Origin of the sequence: uncultured Murdochiella sp. (genome assembly GCF_902488755.1) — a bacterium.
Taxonomy (GTDB): Bacteria; Bacillota; Clostridia; order Tissierellales; family Peptoniphilaceae; genus Murdochiella.
This window is the reverse complement of sequence record NZ_CABTXF010000008.1, coordinates 1-25,030: the sequence shown is the minus strand read 5'-3', so window position 1 is coordinate 25,030 and position 25,030 is coordinate 1. Positions and strand designations below refer to the sequence as shown.

Here is a 25,030-nt window from a genome sequence, read left to right as displayed (position 1 = left end):
CTACTTTTCCTTGCCGACCGCTATTTCAGCAAGAAAAGAATATTAGACGAATCGAATGATGAAACACGTGAATGAAGAGAAGAAGGGTGTTAATGGAAACCTATAATCCCGCCGTCCTTGAGAAAAAGTGGCAGGTCTTTTGGCAGGAGAAAGACGTCTTTCATGCCACAGTGGATCCCACAAAAAAGAAATATTACGCTTTGGTTGAATTTCCTTATCCGTCCGGACAGGGATTACATGTCGGGCATCCGCGCCCCTATACCGCATTGGACATCGTCGCGCGGAAGCGTCGGCTGCAGGGTTACAATGTCCTTTATCCGATGGGATTCGATGCGTTCGGTCTTCCCACCGAGAACTATGCCATTCAGCACCGGATTCATCCGGCGGAAGTCACGCGAAACAATATTCGCCATTTTAAGGAACAGTTGGACGCAATTGGTTTTTCCTTTGATTGGGATCGCGTAGTGAACACGACGGATCCGGACTATTATCGCTGGACGCAGTGGATTTTTATTCAACTTTACCGCCACGGTCTCGCCTATAAAAAAGAGGTGCCGATTAACTGGTGTCCGCATGATCTTGTTGGACTTTCCAATGAGGAAGTGGTGGACGGAAAATGTGAGCGTTGCGGCACTCCTGTAGAGCATCGTGTAAAGAATCAATGGATGCTCAAAATTACGGAATATGCCGACCGTCTGATTGATGACCTCGAGGAAGTGGATTATTCGGCACGTATCAAGCAGCAACAAATCAACTGGATTGGTAGATCCCACGGTGCAGAAGCGGACTTTACGGTTTTGGTTGACGGCGAAGAGACCGATGAAGCACTGACCGTTTATACGACACGTCCGGATACCATGTTTGGCGCAACCTATATGGTTGTAGCACCGGAACATCCTATACTGACCAAGTATTCGGATTCTATTGAAAACATCCAAGAAGTGAAAGCCTATCAAAAAAAGGCACTGTTAAAATCGGATTTTGAACGCGGCGAATTGGCGAAAGAAAAAACGGGTGTAGCCCTGCAGGGTGTTTGCGCTAAGAATCCGGCGACCGGAAAAGCCATCCCTATTTGGGTATCTGACTATGTTCTGATGAGTTACGGCACGGGCGCCATTATGGCTGTTCCGGCGCATGACGATCGTGACTGGGCATTTGCGAAGAAATTCTCGCTTCCCATCGTAGAGGTGGTTTCCGGAGCAGAAAAACCGGTTGAGGAAGAACCGTTTACGAATGTCCACGACGGGACGATGGTCAATTCCGGTTTTCTCAATGGTCTCCCTGTACAAGAAGCCATTTCCGCCATGATCGCTTATTTAGAGAAGCACCATTTGGGAAAGGCAAAAACAAATTACAAACTGCGCGATTGGGTGTTCAGCCGTCAGCGATATTGGGGAGAACCCATTCCCATGGTGTACTGTGAGGAACATGGCTGGGTGCCTCTGCCGGAAGAAGAATTGCCTTTGCTTTTACCGGATGTTCCAAACTATCAGCCTACGGCGACGGGAGAATCGCCCCTTTCCGAGATGAAAGATTTTGTCGAAACGACATGCCCCGTTTGTGGAAAACCGGCTCGGCGCGAGACCGATACGATGCCGCAATGGGCAGGATCCTCCTGGTACTATCTGCGTTATATGGATCCACATAATACAGAAGCGCCTGTTTCCGCAGAAGCCGAGCGGTATTTTGGTCCGGTAGACTGGTATAATGGAGGCATGGAGCACACCACGCTACATCTTCTGTACTCGCGCTTTTGGCATAAATTTTTATATGACATTGGTGTCGTTTCTACAAAGGAACCCTACAGCAAGCGTACTTCGCATGGCATGATTATGGGTGACAACGGGGAAAAGATGAGCAAGTCGCGCGGGAACGTCGTCAATCCCGATGAGATTGTTGCGGAATACGGTGCCGACACGTTGCGCACCTATGAGATGTTTATCGGTGATTTTGAGAAGAGCGCTAACTGGACAGAAAGCGGCGTGCAGGGATGCCGAAAGTTCTTGGACCGCGTTTGGAAGATGGCGGATTTAGTCACCGAGAAAAAAGGAATGGATGCGGAAACAGAAGTTTTACTGCATCAAACGATAAAAAAGGTAAGTGAAGATTTTGAAACGCTGAAATTCAATACGGCAATTGCGCGGTTGATGACGTTGTCTAACGCCTTGCGTGCGAAGGAACGCATTACGCGAGACGAATGGAAGGTGTATTTACTTCTACTCAATCCGGTCGCACCGCATCTCACCGAAGAGTTGTGGGAGAGAACCGGTTTTTCGGGTCATATTGCTACGGATGGACAATGGCCGGAGTATGCCGAAGACAAGTTGACCGAAGCGTTTTTTGAGATGCCCATTCAGATTAACGGAAAGGTACGCGGCAAAGTAAAGCTCACGCAAGGCGCGACAAAAGACGAAGCCCTTGATGCCGCAAATAAAGACGCTGTCGTTTCGCGTTATCTGGAAGGGAAAACAGTCGTTAAGGTCGTTTATGTGCCGGAGAAAATACTCAATCTGGTGATTCGGTAATTCGGCGTAACGGGCAAACAGTAAGGACAGGTTTATGAAACTAACTACCAGAAGTCGGTACGGCTTGCGTGCTATGACTTATATCGCTGCACATGCACAGGAGGGACAACCGGTTCCGCTTTCGGAAATTGCCGAAGCGCTTATCCTGAGTGAAGCGTATTTGGAACAGCTATTGCGTTTGCTGAAAAAAGTGCCGTTGGTGAAAGCCGTTCGCGGCGTAAAAGGCGGTTATGTTCCGGCGCGCGATCCGAAGGACATTACGGTGATGGAAATGCTCAATGTTTTGGAAGGTGAGTTTTGGCTTTCCGATTGCGCCATTGCCGGAGACTGTCCCGGTGGGTTTAGCAATTGTCCAACGCGCATTCTCATCACGCGCATGAATAATGCCATTTTTCAGTCCATTGAAAATCTTACGTTGGCGGACATGGTGGAACTGTCCCTTGCCGTTTAGTCCCATGGCTGCTTTTGCCATGGAAAGGTATGAAGGCGACTACGATTGAGGAAGAATAAACGAGGATGAACATGCAATATCTTGGAATGAATGAATGTCGATCGAAATATCTGGACTTTTTTGAAGCGCAAAATCACACGCGCCTGACCAGTTTTTCGCTGGTTCCGGAGGATGACGACAGTCTTCTGCTCATCAATGCGGGCATGGCTCCCTTAAAGCCCTATTTCATGGGAGAAAAGAAGATGCCCAATAACCGTGCAACGAGTTCACAGCGTTGCGTGCGTACAGCGGACATTGATAATGTCGGCAAGACAGCGCGTCATGCCACTTTCTTTGAAATGCTGGGCAATTTTTCTTTCGGCAATTATTTTAAGCCGGAAGCCATTCAGTGGGCATGGACATTCCTTACGCAGAAGATTGGTATGGATCCCGATCGTCTTTGGATTACCGTGTACGAGGACGATGAGCAAGCGTATACGATTTGGACGGAAACCATCGGTGTAGCGCCGGATCATATGCTGCGCCTTGGCAAAGAGGATAATTTCTGGGAACTGGAGCAGGGACCCTGCGGTCCGTGTTCCGAAATTCACTATGACCGCGGTCCGGAATACGGCGAAGGGAACAGTCCATTAGACAATTCCGATCGTTTCATGGAGATTTGGAATCTCGTCTTTACGCAATTTGACCGCCAAAAGGATGGCAGCTATGTTCCTTTAGCGCACCCGAATATTGATACCGGCATGGGGCTGGAACGTCTGGCGCTTGTTTGTGAAAACAAGGATAACATCTTTGAATTGGATGAATTCGCTCCGCTGAGAGAGACGATTAAGGCGCTTTGCGGAAAAGCGTATGGAGAAGACGCAAAAGCCGATGAATCCTTCCGTGTCATCATTGACCACTCCAAAGCCATTACCTTCCTCGTTTCGGATGGTGTGGTGCCTTCTAATGAAGGGCGAGGCTATGTATTGCGTCGCCTTCTGCGTCGTGCTGCACGATACGGCAAACTCTTGGGCATCAAAGGAAAATTCCTAACGAAAACCATCACCGAAGTGATGAAAGTGTATGGAAAAGAATATCCGGAAATTTGCGAAGGCAAAGAGCGTATCTTTACCGTAGTGGAACGGGAAGAAGAGAATTTCCAGCAGACGATTGATCAAGGGCTGGCACTCCTCGAAGAGCTCATGGAAGAAGCGAAAGCCACGGAAACGAGTGTTCTGGACGGTGCGCGCGTGTTCCGTCTTTATGACACATTCGGTTTTCCAATCGATTTGACGCGAGAGATTGCTTCAGAACAAGGGTTTACGGTAGATGAAGACGATTTTCGAGAGCGAATGGAAGCGCAGCGCCGCCAGTCCCGTGAACGACGGAAAGAGACTACGGGTTGGGATACCGCTGCCGCAATTACGGTTGACGGAATCGCAAAAACCGATTTCATTGGATACGATACACTGGAAGGCGAAGCCAATGTCCTTGCCCTGTATCATGATGGTGTGTGTGTGAAGACGCTGGAATCGGGTAAAGAGGGTATCCTCATTTTGGATCGTACGCCTTTCTATGCGGAAAGCGGCGGTCAGGTGAGTGATGAAGGAAGCATTCTTTCGGAAAATCTGTCTGTGTGCGTGAAAGCAGTGAAAAAAGATAAAAATGAAGTGTATCTGCACACGGTTGTTGTAGAACAGGGGACATTGAAACAGGGCGATACGGTTCAGGCGTGTGTCGATAAGGATCGCCGCGAGGATATTCGTCGCAATCATTCGGCGACGCATTTATTGCACCGCACTTTACGTCAAGTCCTGGGGGATCACGTACACCAGGCAGGCTCTTTGGTTGAGCCGGATCGTTTGCGTTTTGACTTTACGCATTATCAGGCAATGAGCGAAGAAGAAAAGCAGGAAGTGGAAAAAATCGTCAATCGCGCCATTTTTGATTCGTATCCGATAAAAACAAGGGTATTACCTTTACAGGAAGCGATGGCAGAAGGAGCGACGGGTCTTTTCGAGGATAAATACCATGATGTTGTACGCGTCGTATCCATGGGCGAATTTTCCAAGGAACTTTGCGGTGGAACGCACGCGCAGAACACAGCGCAGTTACAGGTGTTTACGCTTCTCAGCGAACAGGGAGTATCTTCTGGCGTTCGACGTATCGAGGCGGTTACGGGGCGAGGCGCTTTGCAAAAGATGAGAGAGAAGGAAGAAACCCTTCTTACCTTGGCAGGTTTGCTGAAATCGGCACCGGAACACGTGCTTCAGCGAAGCGCAGCTTTATTGGAGGAGAATCGCGAACTGAAACGCGAAATGCAGTCCTATGAAGCAAAGATGGCAGGAGAACTTTCTCGTCAACTGGATTCTTCCATACAGACAGTGGAGGGCGTATCGGTATTGGCTTCCCGTGTCGATGGCAAAACTATGGAGGAACTAAAAGACCTTGCCGATGCACTTAAGGCGAACCATGCGGATAGTGTGCTTGCACTTGCCGCGGCAACCGAGGGAAAAGTGTATTGGGTGGTTTCCATTGCGGATTCGTTCGTGAAAAAAGGACTGAAAGCCGGTGAGTTAGTCAAACTATTGGCGCAAAAGACCGGTGGAAATGGCGGTGGTCGTCCGCAATTTGCGACGGCAGGCGGAAAAGATACCGCTAAAATTGATGAGGCATTGCAAAGCGTGAACGCGTGGGTGAAAGAAAAACTGGCATAGTGTTGTCGCATATCCGATGCGTTGCGAACAAATGCGGTTAGGAGGCTATGATGTCGAAAGATTTCAGTGAAACGATGCTTTTTACGCCGATTGAAGAACGGCATAATATGGAAGAGATTTTAGCGAGCGTATATGCCTCTCTCAAAGAAAAGGGCTATGCGCCGGAAAGTCAAATTATAGGTTATATTCTCTCAGGAGATCCGACCTATATCACCAGCTATAATGGTGCGCGCAAACTCATTCGCCAGATTGATCGCGATGAGTTGCTTTCCACGCTGCTGGCATATTATCTTGAGGGACACAATATTCCTTCGTAGAAAGGCGGAATGGGTTGACACGCGCAATGGGACTGGATGTCGGTACAAAAACGATCGGGGTGGCACTAAGCGACCCCTTGTATCTCATTGCGCAAGCCCATACGACGATTAAGCGTACGACGCTGGCAGCGGATCTTGCTGCAGTGGAAGAGTTGATTGATGCGTTTAGCATCCAGGAAATGATTATCGGTTTGCCTAAGCACATGAATAATCAGATGAGTGATTCGGCGCGAAGAGCGAAGAGCTTTGGTGCCGAGTTGACAAAAAAAGGGTATGCCGTGTTTTATCAGGACGAGAGATTGAGTACGGTGCAGGCGAATACGGTGCTAAAAAAAACCGGCGTTCGCCGGGAGAAACGAAAAACAGTCGTTGACGCGATTGCGGCAACGTTTATTCTCCAGCAGTGGCTGGACAGACGGGAAAAATAATGAACAGAGAACAGATTATTGTACAGGACGGCGAGCGCGATGTAGTATTCGATCTCATTGCGTCTTTTTCCGTGGAGGATAAAGCGTATTGTCTGGTGGAAGACCATGAAGATGGTACTTCCTTCTTTTTACGTTATTTTGCCGAGGGAGACGATATGGTCTTTGCGGCATTGGAATCGGAACAGGAACTCGGCGAGGTGAGCGAAGCCTACGAGGAATTAAATAGAATCAAAGAGGATAAAGAAGAAAAGGAGGAGAATCGTTGAAAACAAAAGCGAATATAAAGCGATTACGTGTTATTCCACTCGGCGGTTTGCGAGAGATTGGAAAGAACATGGCGGTGGTGGAATATGGCAAGGACATGATTGTCATTGATGCCGGTTTGACTTTTCCGGACGAAGATATGCCGGGCGTAGATACGGTAATTCCGGATATTTCGTATTTGGAAAAAAACAAGGAGAAGTTACGCGGAATCCTGCTGACGCATGGACACGAGGACCATTATGGTGCCGTACCGTACGTGCTGAAAAAATTGCAGACCAATGTATACTGCACACGGCTTACCGGCGGTATGTTGGAGAACAAGTTCAAAGAGCATGGTATCAATCCGTCAGTGATCAAATATGTGAAAGCCGGAGATGTGCTGCGATTAGGGGAGTTGGATTGCGAATTTATTCGCGTGGCGCACAGTATTCCGGACGCGTGCGCTATTGCCGTGCATAATCCGGTAGGAACCATCCTCTTTACCGGAGACTTTAAGTTCGACTTTACCCCTATTGATCATGAGCCAACCGATATTCACCGTCTGGCAGAGCTGGGCGAGGAAGGCGTTTTGGCACTCTACAGCGATTCAACTAATGTCGAGAGACCCGGATATACGCTGAGCGAGCGAAGTGTTGGCGAAACCTTTAAACAGATATTCAGCAATACAAAGGGGCGTTTGATCGTCGCTACGTTTGCTTCAAACTTGCATCGCGTACAGCAGATTATCGAAGCAGCAGAAGCCAATCATCGCAAGGTGGCGCTTTCCGGCCGTTCCATGCTCAGCAATGTGGCGGTAGCGAGCGAATTAGGCTATCTTCGGGTAAAGAGCAAGACGTTAATTGAGATAAAAGAGGTTGATAAATATAAACCGGATGAAGTATGTTTGCTGATTACCGGTTCACAGGGGGAACCCATGAGCGCGCTCTCCCGTATGGCGAATGGCTCTCATCGACAGATTACGGTTGGAAAAGACGACACCATTATTCTTTCTGCCTCCATGATTCCGGGAAATGAAAAAAGCATTGGCGATATGATTAATGCCTTAATGCTGCGGGAATGTCGTGTGGTGTATTCATCTCTGCAGAACGTGCACGTTTCCGGTCACGCCTGTCAGGAAGAAATAAAACTCATGCATTCTTTGGTGAATGCCGAGTATTTTATTCCGGCGCACGGTGAGCCGCGAATGCTCATTACGCACAAAAAGCTGGCGATGGATCTCGGTATGCCCGAAGATCACATTCTGATGGCGGAAAACGGAAGCGTCATCGAGTTTAATCGTGTCGGAAAAACGGTCGTGGCAAATTTGGAAGAAAAAGTGCAGGCAGGGCAGATTCTCATCGATGGTTTAGGCATCGGCGATGTCGGATCGGTGGTGTTAAATGATCGTAAACGCCTTGCGGACGATGGCATGATTTCTGTGGTGGTTACGGTGGATCGCAAAACGCGCGATGTGGTTGCCGGACCCGAAATCCTTTCGCGTGGCTTCATCTATATGAAAGACAACGTGGATATCATTGAGGAGCTTAAGAAAATCGTAATGCAGATTTTTGACGATGCAAAACGTCGTAAAATCACGGACTGGGCTTTTCTCAAATCGCGCATTCGTGAAGAAGTGAAAAGTTATGTCTATAAAGAAATTCAGCGTAATCCGATGATTCTGACCATCATCATGGAGACGGACGGTCATGACGAAGGCTAAGCGGAAAGTGGAATTGCTGGCGCCGGCGGGAGATGAGGAAAAACTACGTGCGGCGCTGCATTTTGGTGCAGATGCCGTATATCTTGCACTCGATCGGTATGGCCTTCGCACCGCCTCTCGTAACTTTTCTTTTGATTCCCTTGCGGAAGCCCTTGCTTATGCGCATGAGCGTAACGCCAAAGTCTACGTGACGATGAATATCCTTGCGCATGAAGAAGACTTTGACGGGCTGTCGGAAACGGTCAAAAGGCTGGAAAAGATGGGCGTGGATGCGGTTATCGTTTCGGATCCTGGCGTGTTTCAGGTCGTTCGTAATGAAACCGCGCTACCCATCCACATCTCCACCCAAGCGAGTCTGATGAATGCGAAAGCCATCCAGTTCTGGGGCGATCAAGGGGCGGAACGCGTCGTCTTGGCGCGGGAACTTAGCCTTTCTGAAATGCGTACCATTCGCAATACGATTGATTCGGAATTGGCGTTGGAATGCTTTGTACATGGAGCCATGTGTATTTCTATCTCCGGACGCTGTTTACTTTCGAATTATATGACCGGACGGGACGCAAACCGCGGCGATTGTGCACAGGCGTGTCGCTGGAAATATGCGCTTATGGAAGAAAAACGCCCTGGGGAATACTTTCCGGTCGTGGAAGAGGAACGGGGAACATTCATCATGAACTCCAAAGATTTGTGCCTTTTGCCCTATCTACCGGAGCTCATCGAAAGTGGCGTAGACAGTCTCAAGATTGAAGGGCGCGTTAAGAGCGCATACTATGTCGCTACGGTGGTTCATGCGTATCGTATGGCACTAAATGCAATAGAGAACGGTACTTGGGACGCAAAAGTGATAGATACTTGTCTCAAGGAGCTGCAAAAAACAAGTCATCGTGCGTTTACGACGGGATTTTTCTTCGGGAATCCCGCAGAAGAGGGGCAGAATTATGCTTCTACCTCGTATATTCAAGAGTATGATTTTATCGGTGTCGTTACGGCAGTTGACGAGGAAAAGAATACGATTTCGGTGGAAGTGCGCAATGCCTTCTCTGTAGGTGACCATCTGGAGATGATGACTAAAGATGAGTCCTTCGCATGGAAAGTCTCCGCCATGTATACGGCGGACGGCGTTTCCCTTGAACGAGCAAAAACCCCAAAGACCATCGTCTATTTGCCAAAACCGGGCGTCTGCTCGGTGGGCGATATGCTTCGCCGCGCCAAGTAGCCAATAATACACTTTATCTTTTTATTTATCGAGAAGGTTTTGCTTCTCCACAAACAGGTGTTCTGCGCTTGCTTGCGGATTCATCACGAGAGTATGAAACTCCTTATAGTAGACCATGCCCGGTTTAGCGCCTTTCGCCTTGTAGACATGCTTTTTTTGTGTGTAGTCTATTTCCACCGCATTCTCGTGGTTACGTGAGGAGTAGCGCGCCGCCAAATACGCGGCGGCTTCGATGTCCTCTTGAACCACCGGTTGTCCGGCTGCGCGAAGAATTACATGCGCGCCGGGAACGGTTTTGGAATGAAAAAAGAGATCTTCTTTATCCGCTACCTTTAATGTTAATTGATCGTTTTGTGCATTGTTACGCCCAACGAGAATAGTAAAACCGTTTTTGGTCAAGAACTCGCGTGGCGGAAGTGAAGAGGTTGCTGCCTTCTTTGCTTTTTTCTTTCGTTTGGGCAGGATTCCTTCCCGTTCAAACTCTTGCTCAACAGCCTCCAATTCCTCGATAGACTGCGTCTGTTCCAACATCTCGCCCAATTGTTCGAGATAGCGAATTTCTTCCTCAATCTGTGGAATACTTTCTGATAGAAGTTTATGCGCCGTATTGAGCTTGGAGAACAGTCGATATTTGGCTTCCATATTTTCGTGACCGGATTTTTTGGGGTCAAGGGGAATGGTACGGAGACGGTTTTCGTGAAAAAAGTCGTTTACGATGAGGCTGTCCTTTCCTTTTTTCACCGTATGCGCATAGGCAGCCAATAAGTCGGCTTCTTCTTTATAGTCCTGTCGATTTTCGGTTTCTGCTTTATCCTCACGAAGATGGTCGCGTTTACGCATCTTCTTATCGAGAAAGAGCGCTAACCGATGGCGAAGGGATTCTTTGCGTTGCCCGAAGCCATCGTCGCGCGCCGTTTCCGTCGTTTGTTGATCGATGAGGGCACTGATGGATTCATTCTCCGCTGCCGGCGTGCCGTACTGTGTCAACGCGAAAGGATAGGCTTGATTTTTGGGCGAACGATAAAGGGTAGGATGGTAGCAATCGTTGCGCAAGGCAGTAACAAGCAGAGAAAGCTCGCGATCCATCGCGTTTTGTTCATCGGGAGTAAGCGCTCCGATGGGTGTATCGGGTTTTACATCGGCACGCACGCAAAGTTCAATGGCAACGAGAGGAGAAAAACCCGTAAGCTGCCCATAAAAAAGCTGTTTTATCGTAACGCCGCCGCGCTGTTCTTTTTGTGCCTCATCAAGAAGAAGGGCAAGACAAACGTCCTGTGTCAGCACATCACGTTTATTTGCCGGAAAAACGGTATACGTCTTTCCGGGATAAATTTGACGCACGCGGCTCATATCATAGGATACACGATGAATGGCTTCCAAAATGCGATCTTTTTCATCTAACAGAATGAGGTTAGAGTGACGTCCCATTACTTCCAAAACGAGTTGTTTTTCAACGGAATCGCCCAATTCATTGCGCGTTTGAAAACGAAGACGAACGGTGCGATCCATGGCAACCTGTTCCAGTCCGATTAACTTGCCTTGTCCAAGATGCTTTCTGAGGAGCATCACGAAATTGGGCGGCGTAGTCGGGTTGGCATATTTTTTAGTCGTCAGATGCAGCCGTCCGTTCGAGGCGTCGCAGGAAAGATAGAGCAGAAAATGTTCGCCATTCGCATAGAATGCTATCGTCAGTTGGGAAGGTCCAATCTGATTTATTTTTTTAATATGTCCGCCGAGCAATTTCTGTTTCAGCTCGGCGACCACTGCATGCATGGTAATACCGTCAAAAGTCATGAGTAGTTCCTTTCTTATTCCATTATAGCATTGCGCATAATCCGAACGAAATGCGGCAGAAGAAAGATGAGAATGACAGCAAACGCAGTAGAAATGGGGGATGCACTTTTCAAATATTACTCAATTGTCTTATTTTATCGCTTTTTTCTTGCCGCCCTGCTACACTGTTTTCATAGAGAAAAGGAGGTATCATGCGACGTCAGGGAAAGTTAATTATCTTATCCGGTCCCTCCGGTGTTGGCAAGGGGACGGTATGCGAAGCACTCAAAGCAAAGCGAAACGATATTAAAGTGAGCATTTCCGCGACTACCCGTGCAAAGCGACCGCAGGAAAAAGAGGGCGAAAACTATTTTTTCTATTCCCCTACAGAGTTTAATGCTCTTATTGACCGCGGCGAATTGATTGAATTTGCTAAAGTACATGGGAATTATTATGGTACGCCGAAATCGTATGTTTTAGAACAGCTTGCCGCCGGGGAAAATGTCTTATTGGAAATTGATGTCCAGGGGGCGATGCAAGTAAAACAAAACATGCCCGGCGGTGTCTATATCTTTCTTCTTCCTCCGCATCGCAGCGATTTGGAATCGCGCATCCGTAAACGCGGAAGTGAAGATGAAGAGAGTATTCATCTGCGCTTAAACAATGCCAAAGAGGAGATTTCCATGCTGCACGATTACGATTATGCTGTCGTCAACGATGAGGTGGATCGCTGTGCAGAGATGGTATCGCATATTATTGATGCGGAAACAAAACGCATTGATGCAGAACTCATTCATACGTATTGGGAGGAATTTCATGATTAATCCATCATTTCGAGAACTGGGCGAAATCAGCCCGAGCCGTTACGACGTGTGCGTGATGGTGATGAAGCGTGCCCGCCTGTTGACAGACGGTTCCCAGCCCTTAGTGGAGAGCAAAGGAGAGAAGCCGGTTACGGTTGCTTTGGATGAAATCATGCAGCGTAAAGTAACCAAGGTGGATCATGTAGCGCAAATGGAGGAGTAAATGAGTCTTTCAGGAAAGCGAATCCTGCTCGGCGTGTCCGGAGGTATTGCGGTATACAAAATTCCGGAATTGTTATCACGGCTGCGAAAAGCAGGCGCGGAAACAAAGGTGGTCATGACAGAAGGGGCGACGCGTTTTGTCACGCCACTTACCTTTCAAACAATGTCTGCGCATCCCGTTTATACGGATTTGTTTGCGGAAAACGAGGGAATGATTGCCCATATTGATCTCACTCGCGATGCTGATCTTTTTCTTATTGCACCGGCGACAGCCAATATTCTGGCAAAAATGGCATGTGGCATTGCCGATGATTTGCTCTCAGCGACCGCTTTGGCGGCACATTGTCCGGTCATGGTTGCGCCGGCGATGAACGTAGTGATGTACCATAACGTCGCGACCCAGAAGAACATAGAAATGCTTCGAGAACGTGGTATTCAGGTCTTGCAGCCGGATGCAGGATGGCTCGCCTGTCAGGAGGACGGAGAAGGGCGGATGCCGGAAGCCGTTTCGCTATTTCTATCGATTGAAAGTGCGTTAACCGAGAAAGATTTGCGGGGAAAGCAAATATTGGTTTCGGCAGGTCCAACGAGAGAGCGTCTTGATCCGGTGCGCTTTTTGACGAATGATTCCTCCGGCAAACAGGGCGTTGCCATCGCGAAACGCGCTATGATGCGCGGAGCAGAGGTCACGCTTGTCCATGGGGAAATGAAGGTTCCGGTACCGCAAGGGGTGCGCGCGATTGCTGTAGAATCGACGGAAGATATGCTTTTGGCGTTGGAAAAAGAATTTCCGAAAGCGGATGCGTTATTCATGGCGGCGGCTCCGGCGGATTTTCGACCGGTAGATCAAAAGACCCAAAAAATTAAGGGGCTGGATGACGGCAAGATTCGCACTTTAGATATGGTGGATACGCCCGATATCTTGCAACACCTCGCTCAAAAGAAAACGCATCAGACGGTGATTGGTTTCGCTACCGAGTCCGAAAAAGTATTGACCCATGCGAGGGAAAAACGGGAGAAGAAAAAATTAGATTATATCGTTGCCAATGACGTCACCAAGGAAGGTGCGGCATTTGATTACGATACGAATATTGTGACCATTCTTGGCGAGGAAATGGAAGAAGCACTGCCCCTTCTGTCGAAGGAAGACGTCGCGGATCGCCTTTTGGATTTGTTGCGATGAGCTGTTATGTCGAAGTTTTTCTGTTAACCAATACGAGAAAGACACAGCGCCTTTTTACTTACGAAGTGCCGGAAGCGCTTCGTGATGGAGCCCTTCGCGGTGCGCTTTGCCGCGTGCCTTTCGGCAAAGGAAATAGGCGATGGGAAGCGGTTGTTTGGCGCGTTTTGGAACAAGAACGTCCTGCGTTTCCGACGAAAGCTGTTCTTTCTTGGATTTCCGGCGTAGCGCCCGTATCGGAAGAAGCGCTGGCTTTAGCGGAAAGGATGGTGAAACAGGATCTATCCGATGTTTCGGCAGCTCTTCAAGCGGTTCTTCCGCCGGGAAAACCGGGAGAGTATCGTCCAAAACTACGTTTTTCGTATAGATTAACCGATGAGGGGAAACAGGCAAAGCCACGTTCAGGCGCGCTTCGTCAACAGAAGGTGTTATCGGCTTTATCACAAGGTTCGCTTTCGCGTGAGGCGTTGCTGGCGGCGACTAAAGCCGACTCGGCAACCCTTATGCGCCTCGAAGAACGCGGTTGGATTCTTCGGGAAGAGGAACGTATTCACCGTCGTTCCTCGTCTCGAGCCGAAAACTATGCTGCCATGCCGTTAACACCTGATCAGCAAAAGGTCTTTACGCAAATTACGGCGAAAACGGGGCAATATCTTCTTTGCGGCGTGACCGGTTCGGGAAAGACCGAGATCTATCTGCAATTGGTGCAAAAAGTGCTGGAAAAGGGAAAACAGGCGATTATTCTCGTGCCGGAAATTGCGTTGACTCCACAAACCATTGCTCGATTTGAAGGGCGATTTGGACCGCGCGTGGCCATATTGCATTCTCGTCTTTCGTCCGCCGAACGCTATGAAGAATGGGAAAAGATACAGCGCGGCGAGGTGACGATTGCCATTGGCGCCCGAAGCGCGATATTTGCTCCATTTTCCAATCTTGGCATCATCATTATGGACGAAGAACACGAAACAAGTTATGTCAGCGAGCAAAATCCGAAGTACCATACCGACCGTATTGCCGCATTTCGTGCCCGTTGGCATAAGTGTTCCCTGGTGTTAGGGTCTGCCACACCTTCTATAGAGTCGCTTTATCGTGTGGAATTGGGTGAGCTTATCCGACTGGATTTGCCTTCGCGTGTGAATAATCAGCCCCTGCCGAAAGCGCATCTGATTGATATGCGCGAAGAGCTTAAGCATAATAACCGGAGCATGTTTTCGCGGTCACTTTACCATGCGACAAAGAACGCCTTGGACAGGGGAGAGCAGGTGATTCTGTTTCTCAACAAAAGAGGGCATACGTCATTTGTCTTTTGCCGCGCCTGTGGTTATGTTTATCGCTGCGATGCCTGCGATGTGGCAATGACCTATCATAAACATCGGGACAAGCTTATCTGTCATTATTGCGGTAGAGAAAAAGTGTATCGCAAAAAATGTCCGCAATGCGGAAGCCAAGCTATACGCGAATTTGGTGCGGGCACAGAACAACTGGAAGAAGAGGTAAAGAGATTATTTCCAACGGCGCGTATTCGTCGAGCAGATGCCGATACTATGCAGCGCAAAGGAGCGTATGAAGCCATCTATCGTGAAATGCTTGAGGGGAAAATCGACATTCTTCTTGGCACACAGATGATTGCGAAAGGCTTTGACTTTCCCAAGGTTACGGTTGTGGGGATTCTTTCTGCCGACGTCAATCTGAATCTTCCGGATGTACGTTCACCGGAACGCACCTTTCAGTTGCTGACGCAGGTTGCCGGAAGAGCGGGTCGTGCGGATCGACCGGGAGAAGTCTTTATTCAGACGTATGTTCCGACGAACTATGCTTTAGTTTCTGCGGCAAATTACGACCATGACGCTTTTTATCGTCAGGAAATCGCCTATCGTCGAGAAAAGCATTATCCGCCCGTCTGGCATGATCTGCACATTCAATTCAGCGGCTTTCGACGGGATGAAACACTCCATAAAGCCCATCAGGTGCATGACTTTCTTGTGGGGCGGTATTCGGGGTTGGTGATTGATGGACCGAGTCCGAGCGTCATTGAGCGTATGAATCGTCGGTACCGTTTTTCGCTCCTACTCCGTTCTCCCGAACGTTTATTGTTGGAAGAGGCAGGAAGAAGCGTAATGCAGGAATTTCCGACGACAGAAGATTTGTGGATTACGGTTACGCCGGATCCGATCAGCGTCTATTGATGCGAAAATCGCTTAACAAGAAGAATGTCGCTTATACTTTGAGGCGGTCAAATAGAAAGGAAAAAGATGGCGTTATTAACCTTGCGCGTAGAAGGGGATCCCATTCTTCGCAAAAAAGCAAAACCGGTAAACGAGATAAACGATGCCACTCGTGACCTATTGGATGCCATGGTGGAAACGATGAAAGAAAAGGAAGGCGTAGGGCTTGCCGCGCCTCAGGTAGGCAGATTACGCCGTATGATCACTATAGATGTTGGTGAAGGCATCTATAAAATGATCAATCCGGAAATCATTGAACGTTCTGAAGAACAGCAATTGGATGTTGAAGGCTGTCTTTCCGTTCCGCAATTTAACGGCACGGTGTATCGTCCGAAGCGTGTGGTGGTTTCGTATCAGGATGAGGAAGGCGCGGCGAAAATCGTTCAAGCGGAGGGGCTTTTTGCTCGTTGTCTATGCCATGAAATCGATCATTTGAATGGTGTTCTTTTTCGCGATTTAGTGGAAAAGGAAATAGATCTTGCGCATCCCACAGAAGAGCAGGTGGAATACCTCCATGAACACCATTTGTTGGAAGGAAACGACGGGAACGGCGAAAACGAAAACGAAGAGAAGCAAAACGAGGAGCAGACGAATCCATTGCCGTCTGCGAAAGGAGAAGCGTAATGCGCGTTGCTTTTTTTGGCACGCCGGACTTCGCCCTGCCTTCGCTTCGGGCGCTTTACGAAGCGGAAGATATGGAAATTGCACTGGTTGTTTCGCAGCCGGATCGGCGGAGATCTCGTGGGAAATGGAGCCCGACACCGATCAAAGAGGAGGCGATTTCGCTTTCTCTTCCTGTGGAAACGCCGGATTCGGTAAATGAGCCTTCCTTCTTATCGCTTTTGGAAAAAGCAGAGCCGGATATACTGGTAGTCATCGCTTTTGGACAACTTCTTGATGATGCCCTCCTTTACCGCTATGATGGTCGGATTCTCAACATTCATGCCAGTCTTCTGCCGCAGTATCGTGGAGCAGCACCCATCCAACGGGCGATGCTTGCCGGTGAATGCGAGATTGGTGTGACCGCCATGCTTGTCGAAAAGCAATTAGATGCGGGAGATATGCTTCGACAGGCATCGATACCGTTAACGGAGGACGATCTAAAGACCGTTACGGATAAATTGGGCGATTTAGGCGCAGAAGTGCTGTTGGATACGCTTCGTCATTTTGAACAATATTATGAAAAACGCGTGCCCCAGGAAGATGAAAAGGCGACCTACGCCCGAAAAATAGAACGTGAGGACGGCCTACTCCATATGCAAAAACCGGCAAAGATGCTGGTTCGTCAGGTAGCAACCGTTAGCGATTGGCCCGGCGCGCGCATCCGATTGAATGAGGAAGAATACAAGGTACACGCCGCTCACGCGCAAGAAGATTTTTCAAAGGGCGAGGTGGGAGAAGTTCTTCGTGCCGATAAGAAAGGGATCGCTATTCAGACCGGAGATGGAGTATTTGTTATCGATGTGTTGCAGCCGCCAAATAAAAAAGCAATGTCCGTAGCATCGTTTCTGAACGGGCACTCTATAGAACCGGGAACGAAAGTAACTCCGTGGGAGACGCAATAATGGGAAGGGTAAACGAAGCAAGAGAGACCGCTCTTGCCGTGCTTGTCCAATGCGAACGTTCGGGGGAAGCCGTCGAAAGAGCCATCAATCATCGTGCAAGAGATATGAAAGAGTTGCGAGATCATGCGACCATGAGGCGGTTGGTCTATGGTGTTTTGGAAAATCGGCGTTATCTGGATACTGTGCTGGACACCTTTTCCGCTCGTCCCATGGAAAAGCAAAAGAGCAGGGCGCGCAATACGCTGCGTCTTGCCCTTTATGAGCTTCTCTTTTTAGGAACACCTCCTCATGCCGCGGTGGATCAGGCGGTATCGCTTTTGCCCAGAAAAGAACAGGCAACGAAACGATATGTCAATGCTGTCTTGCGTTCTGTTTTGCGCGCAGGGGAAGAAGCCACGCAAATACCGATTACCGACCGCGAAAAATGGCTTGCTGTGCGCTATTCGCTTCCCGACTGGATGGCAGATTACCTTGCGACGTATTTTTCCGAAAGCGAGTGGGAAGAACTACTTGCCAAGCAGAATGAACCTGCGCCCATCAGCCTTTTCGTTGCTCCCCAATACTCTCGTGAAGCGTTTTTTGAAACGTTATCTTCATCCCTTTCCGCTTTGCGGCTTGGACAGATTTCTTCGCATTGTCTTCTTTGCGACAGCGGAAGAATTACCGAAAGTTCGGCATTCCAAGAAGGGAAGATGACGATTCAATCGCAAGCGGGTGTACGGGTCGCGGAAATAGCCGTGGAAGGCATCGAAGAAGGCGAGATTCTGGATCTTTGTGCGGCACCAGGCGGAAAAGCGGTCGCCATGAAGCTCCTTTCGCCGACTTGCCGAGTCGTCGCAAATGATGTGATCGAGGAAAAACGGCAATATTTAGAGGAGAATGCGCGTCGCATGAAGGCTCCGTTGGATATTCATATTGGGGATGCACGCATCGTTCGGTCAGAATGGAGGAACCGTTTTGATGTGGTGTTAGTAGACGCGCCCTGTTCAGGGCTGGGGCTTTTGGGACGAAAACCGGACATCCGTTGGAATCGAAAAAGGGAAGACATTGCTGCTTTAGCGACATTGCAAAAAGAGATTCTTCAAACGGCATTGCAGTATGTGAAACCGAATGGGCGACTGGTGTACAGTACCTGTACTTATGGTAAGAAGGAAAATGAAGAAGTGGTTGCGACGATTCCCGAAGGATGGGTTCCCGAACCGGTTGAAGGACAATCGGTACTACGGTATTCTCCTCTCGTGGATTGGTCGGACGGTTTCTTTATCGCACGCTTTCGCCGAGAGGACGCTGACGAATAAAGCATAGGGATGATATAATAACCGATAGCAGGAGGAGTTATGCAGCGGGCAGTAAACGCTTTTACGCTTGCAGAATGTCGTGAATGGGCAATGCAACAGGGCTTTCCCGCGTTTCGAGGGAACCAGCTTTTTCACTATTTCCATGTCGAGCGAAAACGGGATATTTTTCAAGCCGCGGTTCTGCCCAAGACGGTTCGGGAGAGGGCAGCTAACCTTCCCTTGCGAACGGTGCAGAAAGTAAAGCGTTTGTCTTCTCGCGACGGAAGCGCGAAGTACTTGCTGGCGCTGGAAGATGAGGCAATCATCGAAACGGTGTTCATGCCCTATGCGGACCGCACTACACTCTGCGTGTCTACGCAAGTGGGTTGCCGTATGGGCTGCCGTTTCTGTGCCTCAACAAAAGCGGATTTTGTCCGCAATTTGCAAGCGGAAGAAATCTTAGCGCAGGTCTATCGCGTAGAAGAGTGGGAAAATACGACCATCACGCGCATCGTCTTGATGGGCATCGGCGAACCGATGGATAATTGGGAAGAAGTACTTCGTTTTATTCATCTTGTCACTGCTCCGGAAGGAAAGAATCTCAGCGAAAGGCATATTACGCTTTCGACCTGTGGGATTGTTCCGGGTATCCGACGATTGAGAGAAGAAAATTTGGCAATCAATTTGGCCATTTCTTTACATGCTACATCGGATGAACGGCGAAAACGAACCATGCCCATTGCCCGGCGTTATGCCATTGCCGAAGTGTTAGCGGCGTGCGATGCCTATTTTGCGCAAACAGGACGGCGTATCAGCTTTGAATATGCCTTGATTCAAGGGGAAAACGACCGGGATGAGGACCTCCGATGGATGAGCAAACATCTTGTCGGACCGCAATATCATGTGAATCTAATTCCTTTGAATACGATCGATGAATTTCGAGGACAATCAGCGGATGAACGTGCTCTAATCCGCTTTGCTGAGCGATTACAAAAAAATGGCGTGCATGTCAGTATTCGGCAGAAACGCGGTCAAGACATTGATGCGGCTTGCGGTCAGCTGCGCGTCTTGTACGAGAAAGAAGAGAGGAATTGATGAATACCTATTCCATAACCGATGTGGGACGCGTGCGTTCCATGAATCAGGATCGCTATTCCAATTATTTTCATCCGCGCTTTTCCCTTCTTTTGCTGGCGGACGGCATGGGTGGACACAACGCCGGAGAAGTTGCGGCATCCATAGCGATTGAAGCTTGCCGGACGTATTTCATGAATGACAAGGGAAGAGACGATTATGAGACACTCTTGACGGAAGCCGTTCAGGCAGCCAATCTTGCCGTTTATGAAAAAGGAGAAGAGGTTGCAGAATATGCGCGCATGGGAACGACAATTTGCGCTGCCGTTATTTGCCAGCACCAACTGAGCATTGCGCATGTGGGAGATAGTCGTATTTATCTTTTCCGTGAAGGGAAACTTCTTCAGCTAACCCAGGATCACTCCTTGGTTGCCGACATGGTTCGCCAAGGTTTACTTACTCCGGAAGAAGCTCTTGTGCATCCGGATCGAAACACCTTAACACGTGCTGTCGGAACGGATGAAACAATAGCGGTGGATACGCGGACGATTTCACTTTATGCAGGCGATCGTATTCTTCTTTGCAGTGATGGTTTAACCAAGATGATGGATACCGAGTCGATGGAAGCCATCCTTGCCGAAGAAGGCACTGTGCGCGAAGCGGCGGAAAAACTCGTAAATACCGCAAACGATAACGGCGGTGCCGACAATATTACCCTTACGCTGTACGATATAGGAGGCGATCATGAAGCCGATTCTGCTCAATAATCGTTACCGACTGGCGCAACGCATCGGACAGGGCGGAATGGCCTATGTCTATGAGGCGGAAGACCTCGTTCTCAAGCGTAAGGTAGCGGTCAAAATCTTAAAAGAGCAATATCTCGAAGATGAAGAATTTGTTCAGAAATTTGAAAACGAAGCCTTAGCCGCTGCCTCTCTCAATCATCCGAATGTCGTGAACGTCTATGATGTTGGGCGCGAACCGTTTGATGATCGCGTGCTGCACTATATCGTTATGGAGCTGATTGAGGGCACGACGCTCAAAGAAGCGATTCGCACGCATGGAATTATGAGTTCTGCGGTTGTCGCTAAAACAGGGCAGCAAATCGCTTTGGCACTTGCGCGTGCGCATGAGGTACATCTCGTCCATCGGGATATTAAACCGGCAAACATCCTCATTACGAAGAGTGGAGATATCAAAGTAGCTGATTTTGGCATTGCTCGTATTACTTCCTCTTCCACCGTAACGTTTACCAATAATATTCTGGGAACCGTCCATTACATTTCGCCGGAGCAGGCAAAGGGACAGCCGGTGGATGCACAATCGGATATTTATTCCTTGGGCATCGTTATGTATGAGATGGCGACAGGGAAAGTGCCCTTTGATGCGGAAACGTCGGTGGGCATTGCGATGAAACAAATTCAGGAGCAACCCGTTGCTCCTATTGAGCAGAACCCTTCTCTTCATCCGGGGCTAAACCGCATTATTTTACGCTGTCTAGAAAAGAATCCAGAGGATCGGTATGCCTCTGCCGAGGAATTGGCTGAAGCGCTGGACAATTATCACGATTTCGATGATACGGTTTTCTTACCCTCTGCTTCTTCACAGGAAGAAACCGGAAATGTGCCGGTTGTCCCCGTACAGGAAGCGGTTTATCAAAGCCGCGGTGTTCGCACGCCCATAGAAAAGAAAGCGAAAAAGGTGAATATACGTACCATTTCCTTGGTTGCCGTAGCGATCGTTGTTGTTCTTTTGACGGTGTTTTTCTTCTATCAGAAACAGCAAAGAGAAAAAGATCGTTATGCTATGGTGCCTGCCGTGATTAATTTGGAAGAAAAGAACGCATTGGATCAGCTGGCGAAAAATGACTTAAAAGGTGCCGTAACGGAGCGTCGTCCGGATGAGGAAGTGGAAGAAGGTATCGTGATTGATCAAAGCATCATGAGCGGTACGCCGGTGGAAAAGGGAACGACGATCAATTTGGTGGTCAGTTCCGGAAAGAAACAGAAACCAGTGCCCGATGTTTCAGGAAAGAGTATAGAAGAAGCGACAAAAATCTTACAGGAAGCCGGTTTTCGTATCGGGCAGACCAAAATGGTTTTTGATGAACATGCGGCGAAAAATCAGGTCGTTGGTACCGAACCTTCTGCCGGAGCGGAAGCAGAAAATGGAAGCCGCATTGTGCTCATCGTGAGCAAGGGAAAAGAAGCGGTCATGACAGTTGTTCCTGTGTTGCTCAATAAGACTCAAAATCAGGCTCTCGCCGAAATCAACGCAGCTGGCTTGAAGTTGGAAAAAGTAAACACAGCTTTTAGCTCCTATCCTTCAGGCACGGTAATTTCGCAATCCATTGCCGCCGGTACGCAAGTGGAACAAAATAGTGCCATCACGATTACGGTCTCCATGGGAGAAGAAACATCCTCTTCCGAAGATAACACGACCAAAAAGATGATCTATAAGACCCGTATTTATCCACCGGCAGGAAAAGAAACCTTTGAAGTCACCATCTACGATTTGAACGAATCACGTGATGAACCCGTTTTCAAGAAAATATTCAATGCTTCAGATGCTAACGGTGAAGGCTATATCTCCGCTGATGTGGAAGCCATGGAAGGCGCGCAGTTTTCCATTTATATTGACGGCGTGTTGGCGGAAGCAAACAGACAGAATAAAGCGCCGCAGCAATAAGACTGAGCAAGAAAAAGAGGAGCAAGCGTGCCGAGAGGACATATTATATCCGCCGAAAAAGATCGCTATGAATTGGCACCCACGCAGGATTCAGACTGGACAGGAAGGGTTTTTGCCAGAGGACGCGGCGTGTTGCGGGAACGAGATTTGCGTCCCATGATCGGGGATTACGTTTTGTGGACAAAAGCGGAACAGGATGAAGAAGCGACCATTATGGAGGTGCTTCCCCGTAAAAATCAACTTCTTCGTCCTCCCGTAGCCAACGTAGATCAGGTGTTGGTGGTCGAAACGTTGGTGGAACCCGTGGTCAATGCGCTGCAGTTGGATAAATTGTTGGCGGTACTGGAAAAACGACATTTTCCAATTTTGCTTTGTTTTACCAAGATGGACTGCACAGCGAAAGCACTTCGTGAAACATGGGAAGCGCGTTATCGTCCGACCGGTTATCCTCTTTTTTTCATCGATTCGCTTCACGGCACCGGTCTAACCGAGTTGGAAAATGTTTTAGAAGGTCGCATGACAGCCATTGCAGGACCTTCCGGAGCCGGAAAGTCCACCTTAATTCAACGTCTGAGCGGTGAACAATCCATTGTAATTGGGGAACTCAGCGAAAAAACGGCGCGCGGAAAACAAACGACACGCACCAGTCGCCTTTTTTCTTTGGGGGAAAAGACGTTTATCTTTGATACGCCGGGTTTTTCTACTCTGGATTTGCGCGACTTTTCGAATCCTGCGGAGCTTGCCGCGGTATTTCCGGAGATGGCGCGCATCAAGGAAAAATGTCAGTTTCGTAATTGCTCGCATCGCCGAGAACCGCACTGCGCGATCAAAGAAGCGATCGCGCGAGGAGAAATAGCGCAGGAGCGATACGCATCGTATTTGCGTTTATATGACGAAATGGAGAAGAACACGTTCCGCTGATTCAGCTTTTAACGCATTGTATTTCGAACAGAAAAAAGAAAGGGTAAAAAATGGATCGTCAATTGGCTCCGTCGCTGTTATCGGCAGATTTTTATCATGTCGATCAAGAAATTACCGCCTTAGAGAAGGCAGGTATAACGCATCTTCATCTTGACGTTATGGATGGACAATTTGTCGGCAATCTTACCTTTGGTCCGGGCTATATCGCTAAACTGCGAAAGCATACTTCTCTTTTTTTTGACACGCATCTTATGGTTCGAGAACCGGTTTCTCTGTTTCCTGCCTTTCAAAAAGCAGGTTGCGATTTGCTCACGATTCACTGGGAAGCGGTCACACACAGTTATCGCACCATACAGGAAATTCACAACTTGGGCATGAAGGCAGGGATAGCCGTTAATCCTGGGACACCTGTTTCGGCTGTGGAAGAGCTTTTGTCGGAAGTGGACTTGTTGCTCATTATGAGCGTAAATCCGGGATATGGCGGACAATCTTTTATTCCCTCGATGGTGGAAAAGATACGAAAAGCAAAACGTATGATCGCTGCTTCTGGAAGAGAAATAGTGCTTGAGGTGGATGGGGGAATCCGCTTAGATAATGTAGATGCGGTGTTTGATGCCGGCTGTGATTGGGTGGTAGCCGGATCCGCTGTTTTTGGTGACGAAACGTATTCTGCGGCAAAAGCTTTTCAGGAGCATTTGAAAAAATGAACTATGTTGCCATTGTGGCGGCAGGAGAAAGCCTTCCGTCGGATGCGTTGCTTTGCAAAAAACTAAAAGAAGTCGATACCGTCCTTGCTGTGGATGGTGGATTGGATGTATTGGTTCGCTTGAAAGTCAAGGCAGATCTTCTTCTTGGCGACTTTGACTCCTCTGCGTTTTCTGTTTCGCATCCGCTTGTTCAGGACTATGTGCGCAATAAAAAGGTCTTGCGTTTTCCCGTTCGCAAGGATCAAACCGATACGGAATTGGCACTTTGTTATTGTGCACAACATCTTGCTAAAAAGGTGTTACTCTTTGGCGGAGTAGGGTCAAGACTTGACCATACCCTGATCAATCTTTCGATGATCAAGCGTTTTACGGAAGGTGGCATGTCCATCGTAGAGTATTCGAAATATAATGTCGTTCGCTATCTTGTGCCGGGCGTATACTGCTTGTCGAAGCCAAAGGAAGATTTTTGGTATACCTCTTTTTTGCTGTTTTCTGGAGAAGCAACGATGACGTTACGCGGCTTTGATTATCCGTTAGAAAGCGTTACCTTGGTTGCCGGTTCATCGCTGGCCATTTCTAACCATGTTTTGACGGTGGACAATGAAGTGCGAATTGAAAGTGAAAAAGGATGCGGGGTATTCTGTGTTCAATCCCGCGACGCAAACGGCAGCATCCTATCTGCGCAGTAATAGACGAAAAACGAGGGAAGGCTCGATTTAGTATAAAGACAATAATAAAAATCCCCCTTTGAAGCATCGCTTCTAAGGGGGATTTTTCTTCGCAATACGGTCTCAGGCAAATCCGTCTAATGGACGAGTTACGCTTCCACCGCCTCTTCAACGACTTCTTCTGCAACAGCCGTCTCTTCCGCCATAACGTCTTCCATATAAGCGGCATTCGGGCGGTTTCGATTCGCTAAACCGGAACGCAGGCAACGGGAGCAGACATACATCCGCTTCGGTGTGCCGTTTTCATCGTAGATCGGAAGAGCACACGTCT

22 protein-coding genes are annotated in these 25,030 nt (G+C 48.6%); 21 read left to right on the top strand and 1 reads right to left on the bottom strand.

From position 1 onward, the window contains the following. The first annotated feature begins 92 nt into the window (after nt 1-92). The 8 genes from leuS to RDL68_RS01760 all read left to right on the top strand — a co-directional run bounded on the left by leuS (nt 93) and on the right by RDL68_RS01760 (nt 9,596). Nucleotides 93-2,525 (top strand): leucine--tRNA ligase, encoded by a 2,433-nt coding sequence (gene leuS, locus RDL68_RS01795; RefSeq protein ID WP_308539959.1) that lies wholly within the window; start codon nt 93-95, stop codon nt 2,523-2,525. Nucleotides 2,526-2,559: 34 nt separating this feature from the next. Then, a complete protein-coding gene (locus tag RDL68_RS01790) occupies nt 2,560-2,976 on the top strand; it encodes an Rrf2 family transcriptional regulator (RefSeq protein ID WP_308539958.1) in 417 nt (138 codons plus the stop codon). A gap of 71 nt (nt 2,977-3,047) precedes the next feature. Further along, nucleotides 3,048-5,672 (top strand): alanine--tRNA ligase, encoded by a 2,625-nt coding sequence (gene alaS / locus RDL68_RS01785; RefSeq protein ID WP_308539957.1) that lies wholly within the window; start codon nt 3,048-3,050, stop codon nt 5,670-5,672. Nucleotides 5,673-5,719: 47 nt separating this feature from the next. Next, nucleotides 5,720-5,989, top strand: coding sequence for an IreB family regulatory phosphoprotein (locus tag RDL68_RS01780; RefSeq protein ID WP_308539956.1), 270 nt, complete (start codon nt 5,720-5,722; stop codon nt 5,987-5,989). Nucleotides 5,990-6,003: 14 nt separating this feature from the next. Beyond that, nucleotides 6,004-6,417 carry a Holliday junction resolvase RuvX gene (gene ruvX, locus RDL68_RS01775; RefSeq protein ID WP_308539955.1) on the top strand — a complete coding sequence of 138 codons (414 nt, stop codon included), beginning with the start codon at nt 6,004-6,006 and terminating at the stop codon, nt 6,415-6,417. Continuing rightward, on the top strand, nt 6,417-6,683 hold the full coding sequence (locus RDL68_RS01770) for a DUF1292 domain-containing protein (protein ID WP_308539954.1): 267 nt from the start codon (nt 6,417-6,419) through the stop codon (nt 6,681-6,683). The genes ruvX and RDL68_RS01770 overlap by 1 nt, the downstream gene beginning before the upstream one ends. Beyond that, on the top strand, nt 6,680-8,380 hold the full coding sequence (locus RDL68_RS01765; RefSeq protein ID WP_308539953.1) for a ribonuclease J: 1,701 nt from the start codon (nt 6,680-6,682) through the stop codon (nt 8,378-8,380). Before RDL68_RS01770 ends, RDL68_RS01765 begins: the two co-directional genes overlap by 4 nt. Next, complete coding sequence (locus RDL68_RS01760; RefSeq protein ID WP_308539952.1) at nt 8,367-9,596, top strand: U32 family peptidase; 1,230 nt, start codon at nt 8,367-8,369, stop codon at nt 9,594-9,596. Before RDL68_RS01765 ends, RDL68_RS01760 begins: the two co-directional genes overlap by 14 nt. Before the next feature lie 21 nt (nt 9,597-9,617). Here the strand turns inward: RDL68_RS01760 and RDL68_RS01755 are convergent, their stop codons facing one another. Next, nucleotides 9,618-11,390: an NFACT RNA binding domain-containing protein gene (locus RDL68_RS01755; RefSeq protein WP_308539951.1), complete on the bottom strand. Its 1,773-nt coding sequence runs from the start codon at nt 11,388-11,390 to the stop codon at nt 9,618-9,620. Between the two features lie 191 nt (nt 11,391-11,581). Here RDL68_RS01755 and gmk point away from each other — a divergent pair, with 191 nt between their 5' ends. The 13 genes from gmk to RDL68_RS01690 all read left to right on the top strand — a co-directional run bounded on the left by gmk (nt 11,582) and on the right by RDL68_RS01690 (nt 24,720). Next, nucleotides 11,582-12,193 (top strand): guanylate kinase, encoded by a 612-nt coding sequence (gene gmk / locus RDL68_RS01750; RefSeq protein WP_308539950.1) that lies wholly within the window; start codon nt 11,582-11,584, stop codon nt 12,191-12,193. After that, nucleotides 12,186-12,395, top strand: a complete 210-nt coding sequence (gene rpoZ, locus RDL68_RS01745) for a DNA-directed RNA polymerase subunit omega (RefSeq protein WP_308539949.1) — start codon at nt 12,186-12,188, stop codon at nt 12,393-12,395. The genes gmk and rpoZ overlap by 8 nt, the downstream gene beginning before the upstream one ends. After that, nucleotides 12,396-13,577 carry a bifunctional phosphopantothenoylcysteine decarboxylase/phosphopantothenate--cysteine ligase CoaBC gene (gene coaBC / locus RDL68_RS01740; RefSeq protein ID WP_308539948.1) on the top strand — a complete coding sequence of 394 codons (1,182 nt, stop codon included), beginning with the start codon at nt 12,396-12,398 and terminating at the stop codon, nt 13,575-13,577. After that, nucleotides 13,574-15,760 carry a primosomal protein N' gene (gene priA / locus RDL68_RS01735; protein ID WP_308539947.1) on the top strand — a complete coding sequence of 729 codons (2,187 nt, stop codon included), beginning with the start codon at nt 13,574-13,576 and terminating at the stop codon, nt 15,758-15,760. Before coaBC ends, priA begins: the two co-directional genes overlap by 4 nt. A gap of 66 nt (nt 15,761-15,826) precedes the next feature. Further along, entirely contained in the window at nt 15,827-16,423 is a 597-nt protein-coding gene (gene def / locus RDL68_RS01730) for a peptide deformylase (protein WP_308539946.1), read from the top strand. Continuing rightward, nucleotides 16,423-17,364 carry a methionyl-tRNA formyltransferase gene (fmt, locus tag RDL68_RS01725; protein WP_308539945.1) on the top strand — a complete coding sequence of 314 codons (942 nt, stop codon included), beginning with the start codon at nt 16,423-16,425 and terminating at the stop codon, nt 17,362-17,364. Before def ends, fmt begins: the two co-directional genes overlap by 1 nt. Continuing rightward, complete coding sequence (rsmB, locus tag RDL68_RS01720; RefSeq protein WP_308539944.1) at nt 17,364-18,662, top strand: 16S rRNA (cytosine(967)-C(5))-methyltransferase RsmB; 1,299 nt, start codon at nt 17,364-17,366, stop codon at nt 18,660-18,662. Before fmt ends, rsmB begins: the two co-directional genes overlap by 1 nt. A 39-nt stretch (nt 18,663-18,701) precedes the next feature. After that, the gene (gene rlmN, locus RDL68_RS01715) at nt 18,702-19,736 is read left to right on the top strand and encodes a 23S rRNA (adenine(2503)-C(2))-methyltransferase RlmN (RefSeq protein WP_308539943.1); all 1,035 of its coding nucleotides are present in this window, start codon (nt 18,702-18,704) and stop codon (nt 19,734-19,736) included. Next, nucleotides 19,736-20,482 carry a Stp1/IreP family PP2C-type Ser/Thr phosphatase gene (locus RDL68_RS01710; RefSeq protein WP_308539942.1) on the top strand — a complete coding sequence of 249 codons (747 nt, stop codon included), beginning with the start codon at nt 19,736-19,738 and terminating at the stop codon, nt 20,480-20,482. The genes rlmN and RDL68_RS01710 overlap by 1 nt, the downstream gene beginning before the upstream one ends. After that, complete coding sequence (gene pknB / locus RDL68_RS01705) at nt 20,460-22,403, top strand: Stk1 family PASTA domain-containing Ser/Thr kinase (RefSeq protein WP_308539941.1); 1,944 nt, start codon at nt 20,460-20,462, stop codon at nt 22,401-22,403. The genes RDL68_RS01710 and pknB overlap by 23 nt, the downstream gene beginning before the upstream one ends. 27 nt (nt 22,404-22,430) lie before the next feature. Then, nucleotides 22,431-23,324 (top strand): ribosome small subunit-dependent GTPase A, encoded by an 894-nt coding sequence (rsgA, locus tag RDL68_RS01700; protein ID WP_308539940.1) that lies wholly within the window; start codon nt 22,431-22,433, stop codon nt 23,322-23,324. A gap of 50 nt (nt 23,325-23,374) precedes the next feature. Continuing rightward, entirely contained in the window at nt 23,375-24,031 is a 657-nt protein-coding gene (rpe, locus tag RDL68_RS01695; RefSeq protein WP_308539939.1) for a ribulose-phosphate 3-epimerase, read from the top strand. Then, a complete protein-coding gene (locus tag RDL68_RS01690; protein WP_308539938.1) occupies nt 24,028-24,720 on the top strand; it encodes a thiamine diphosphokinase in 693 nt (230 codons plus the stop codon). The genes rpe and RDL68_RS01690 overlap by 4 nt, the downstream gene beginning before the upstream one ends. Nucleotides 24,721-25,030: the final 310 nt, after the last annotated feature.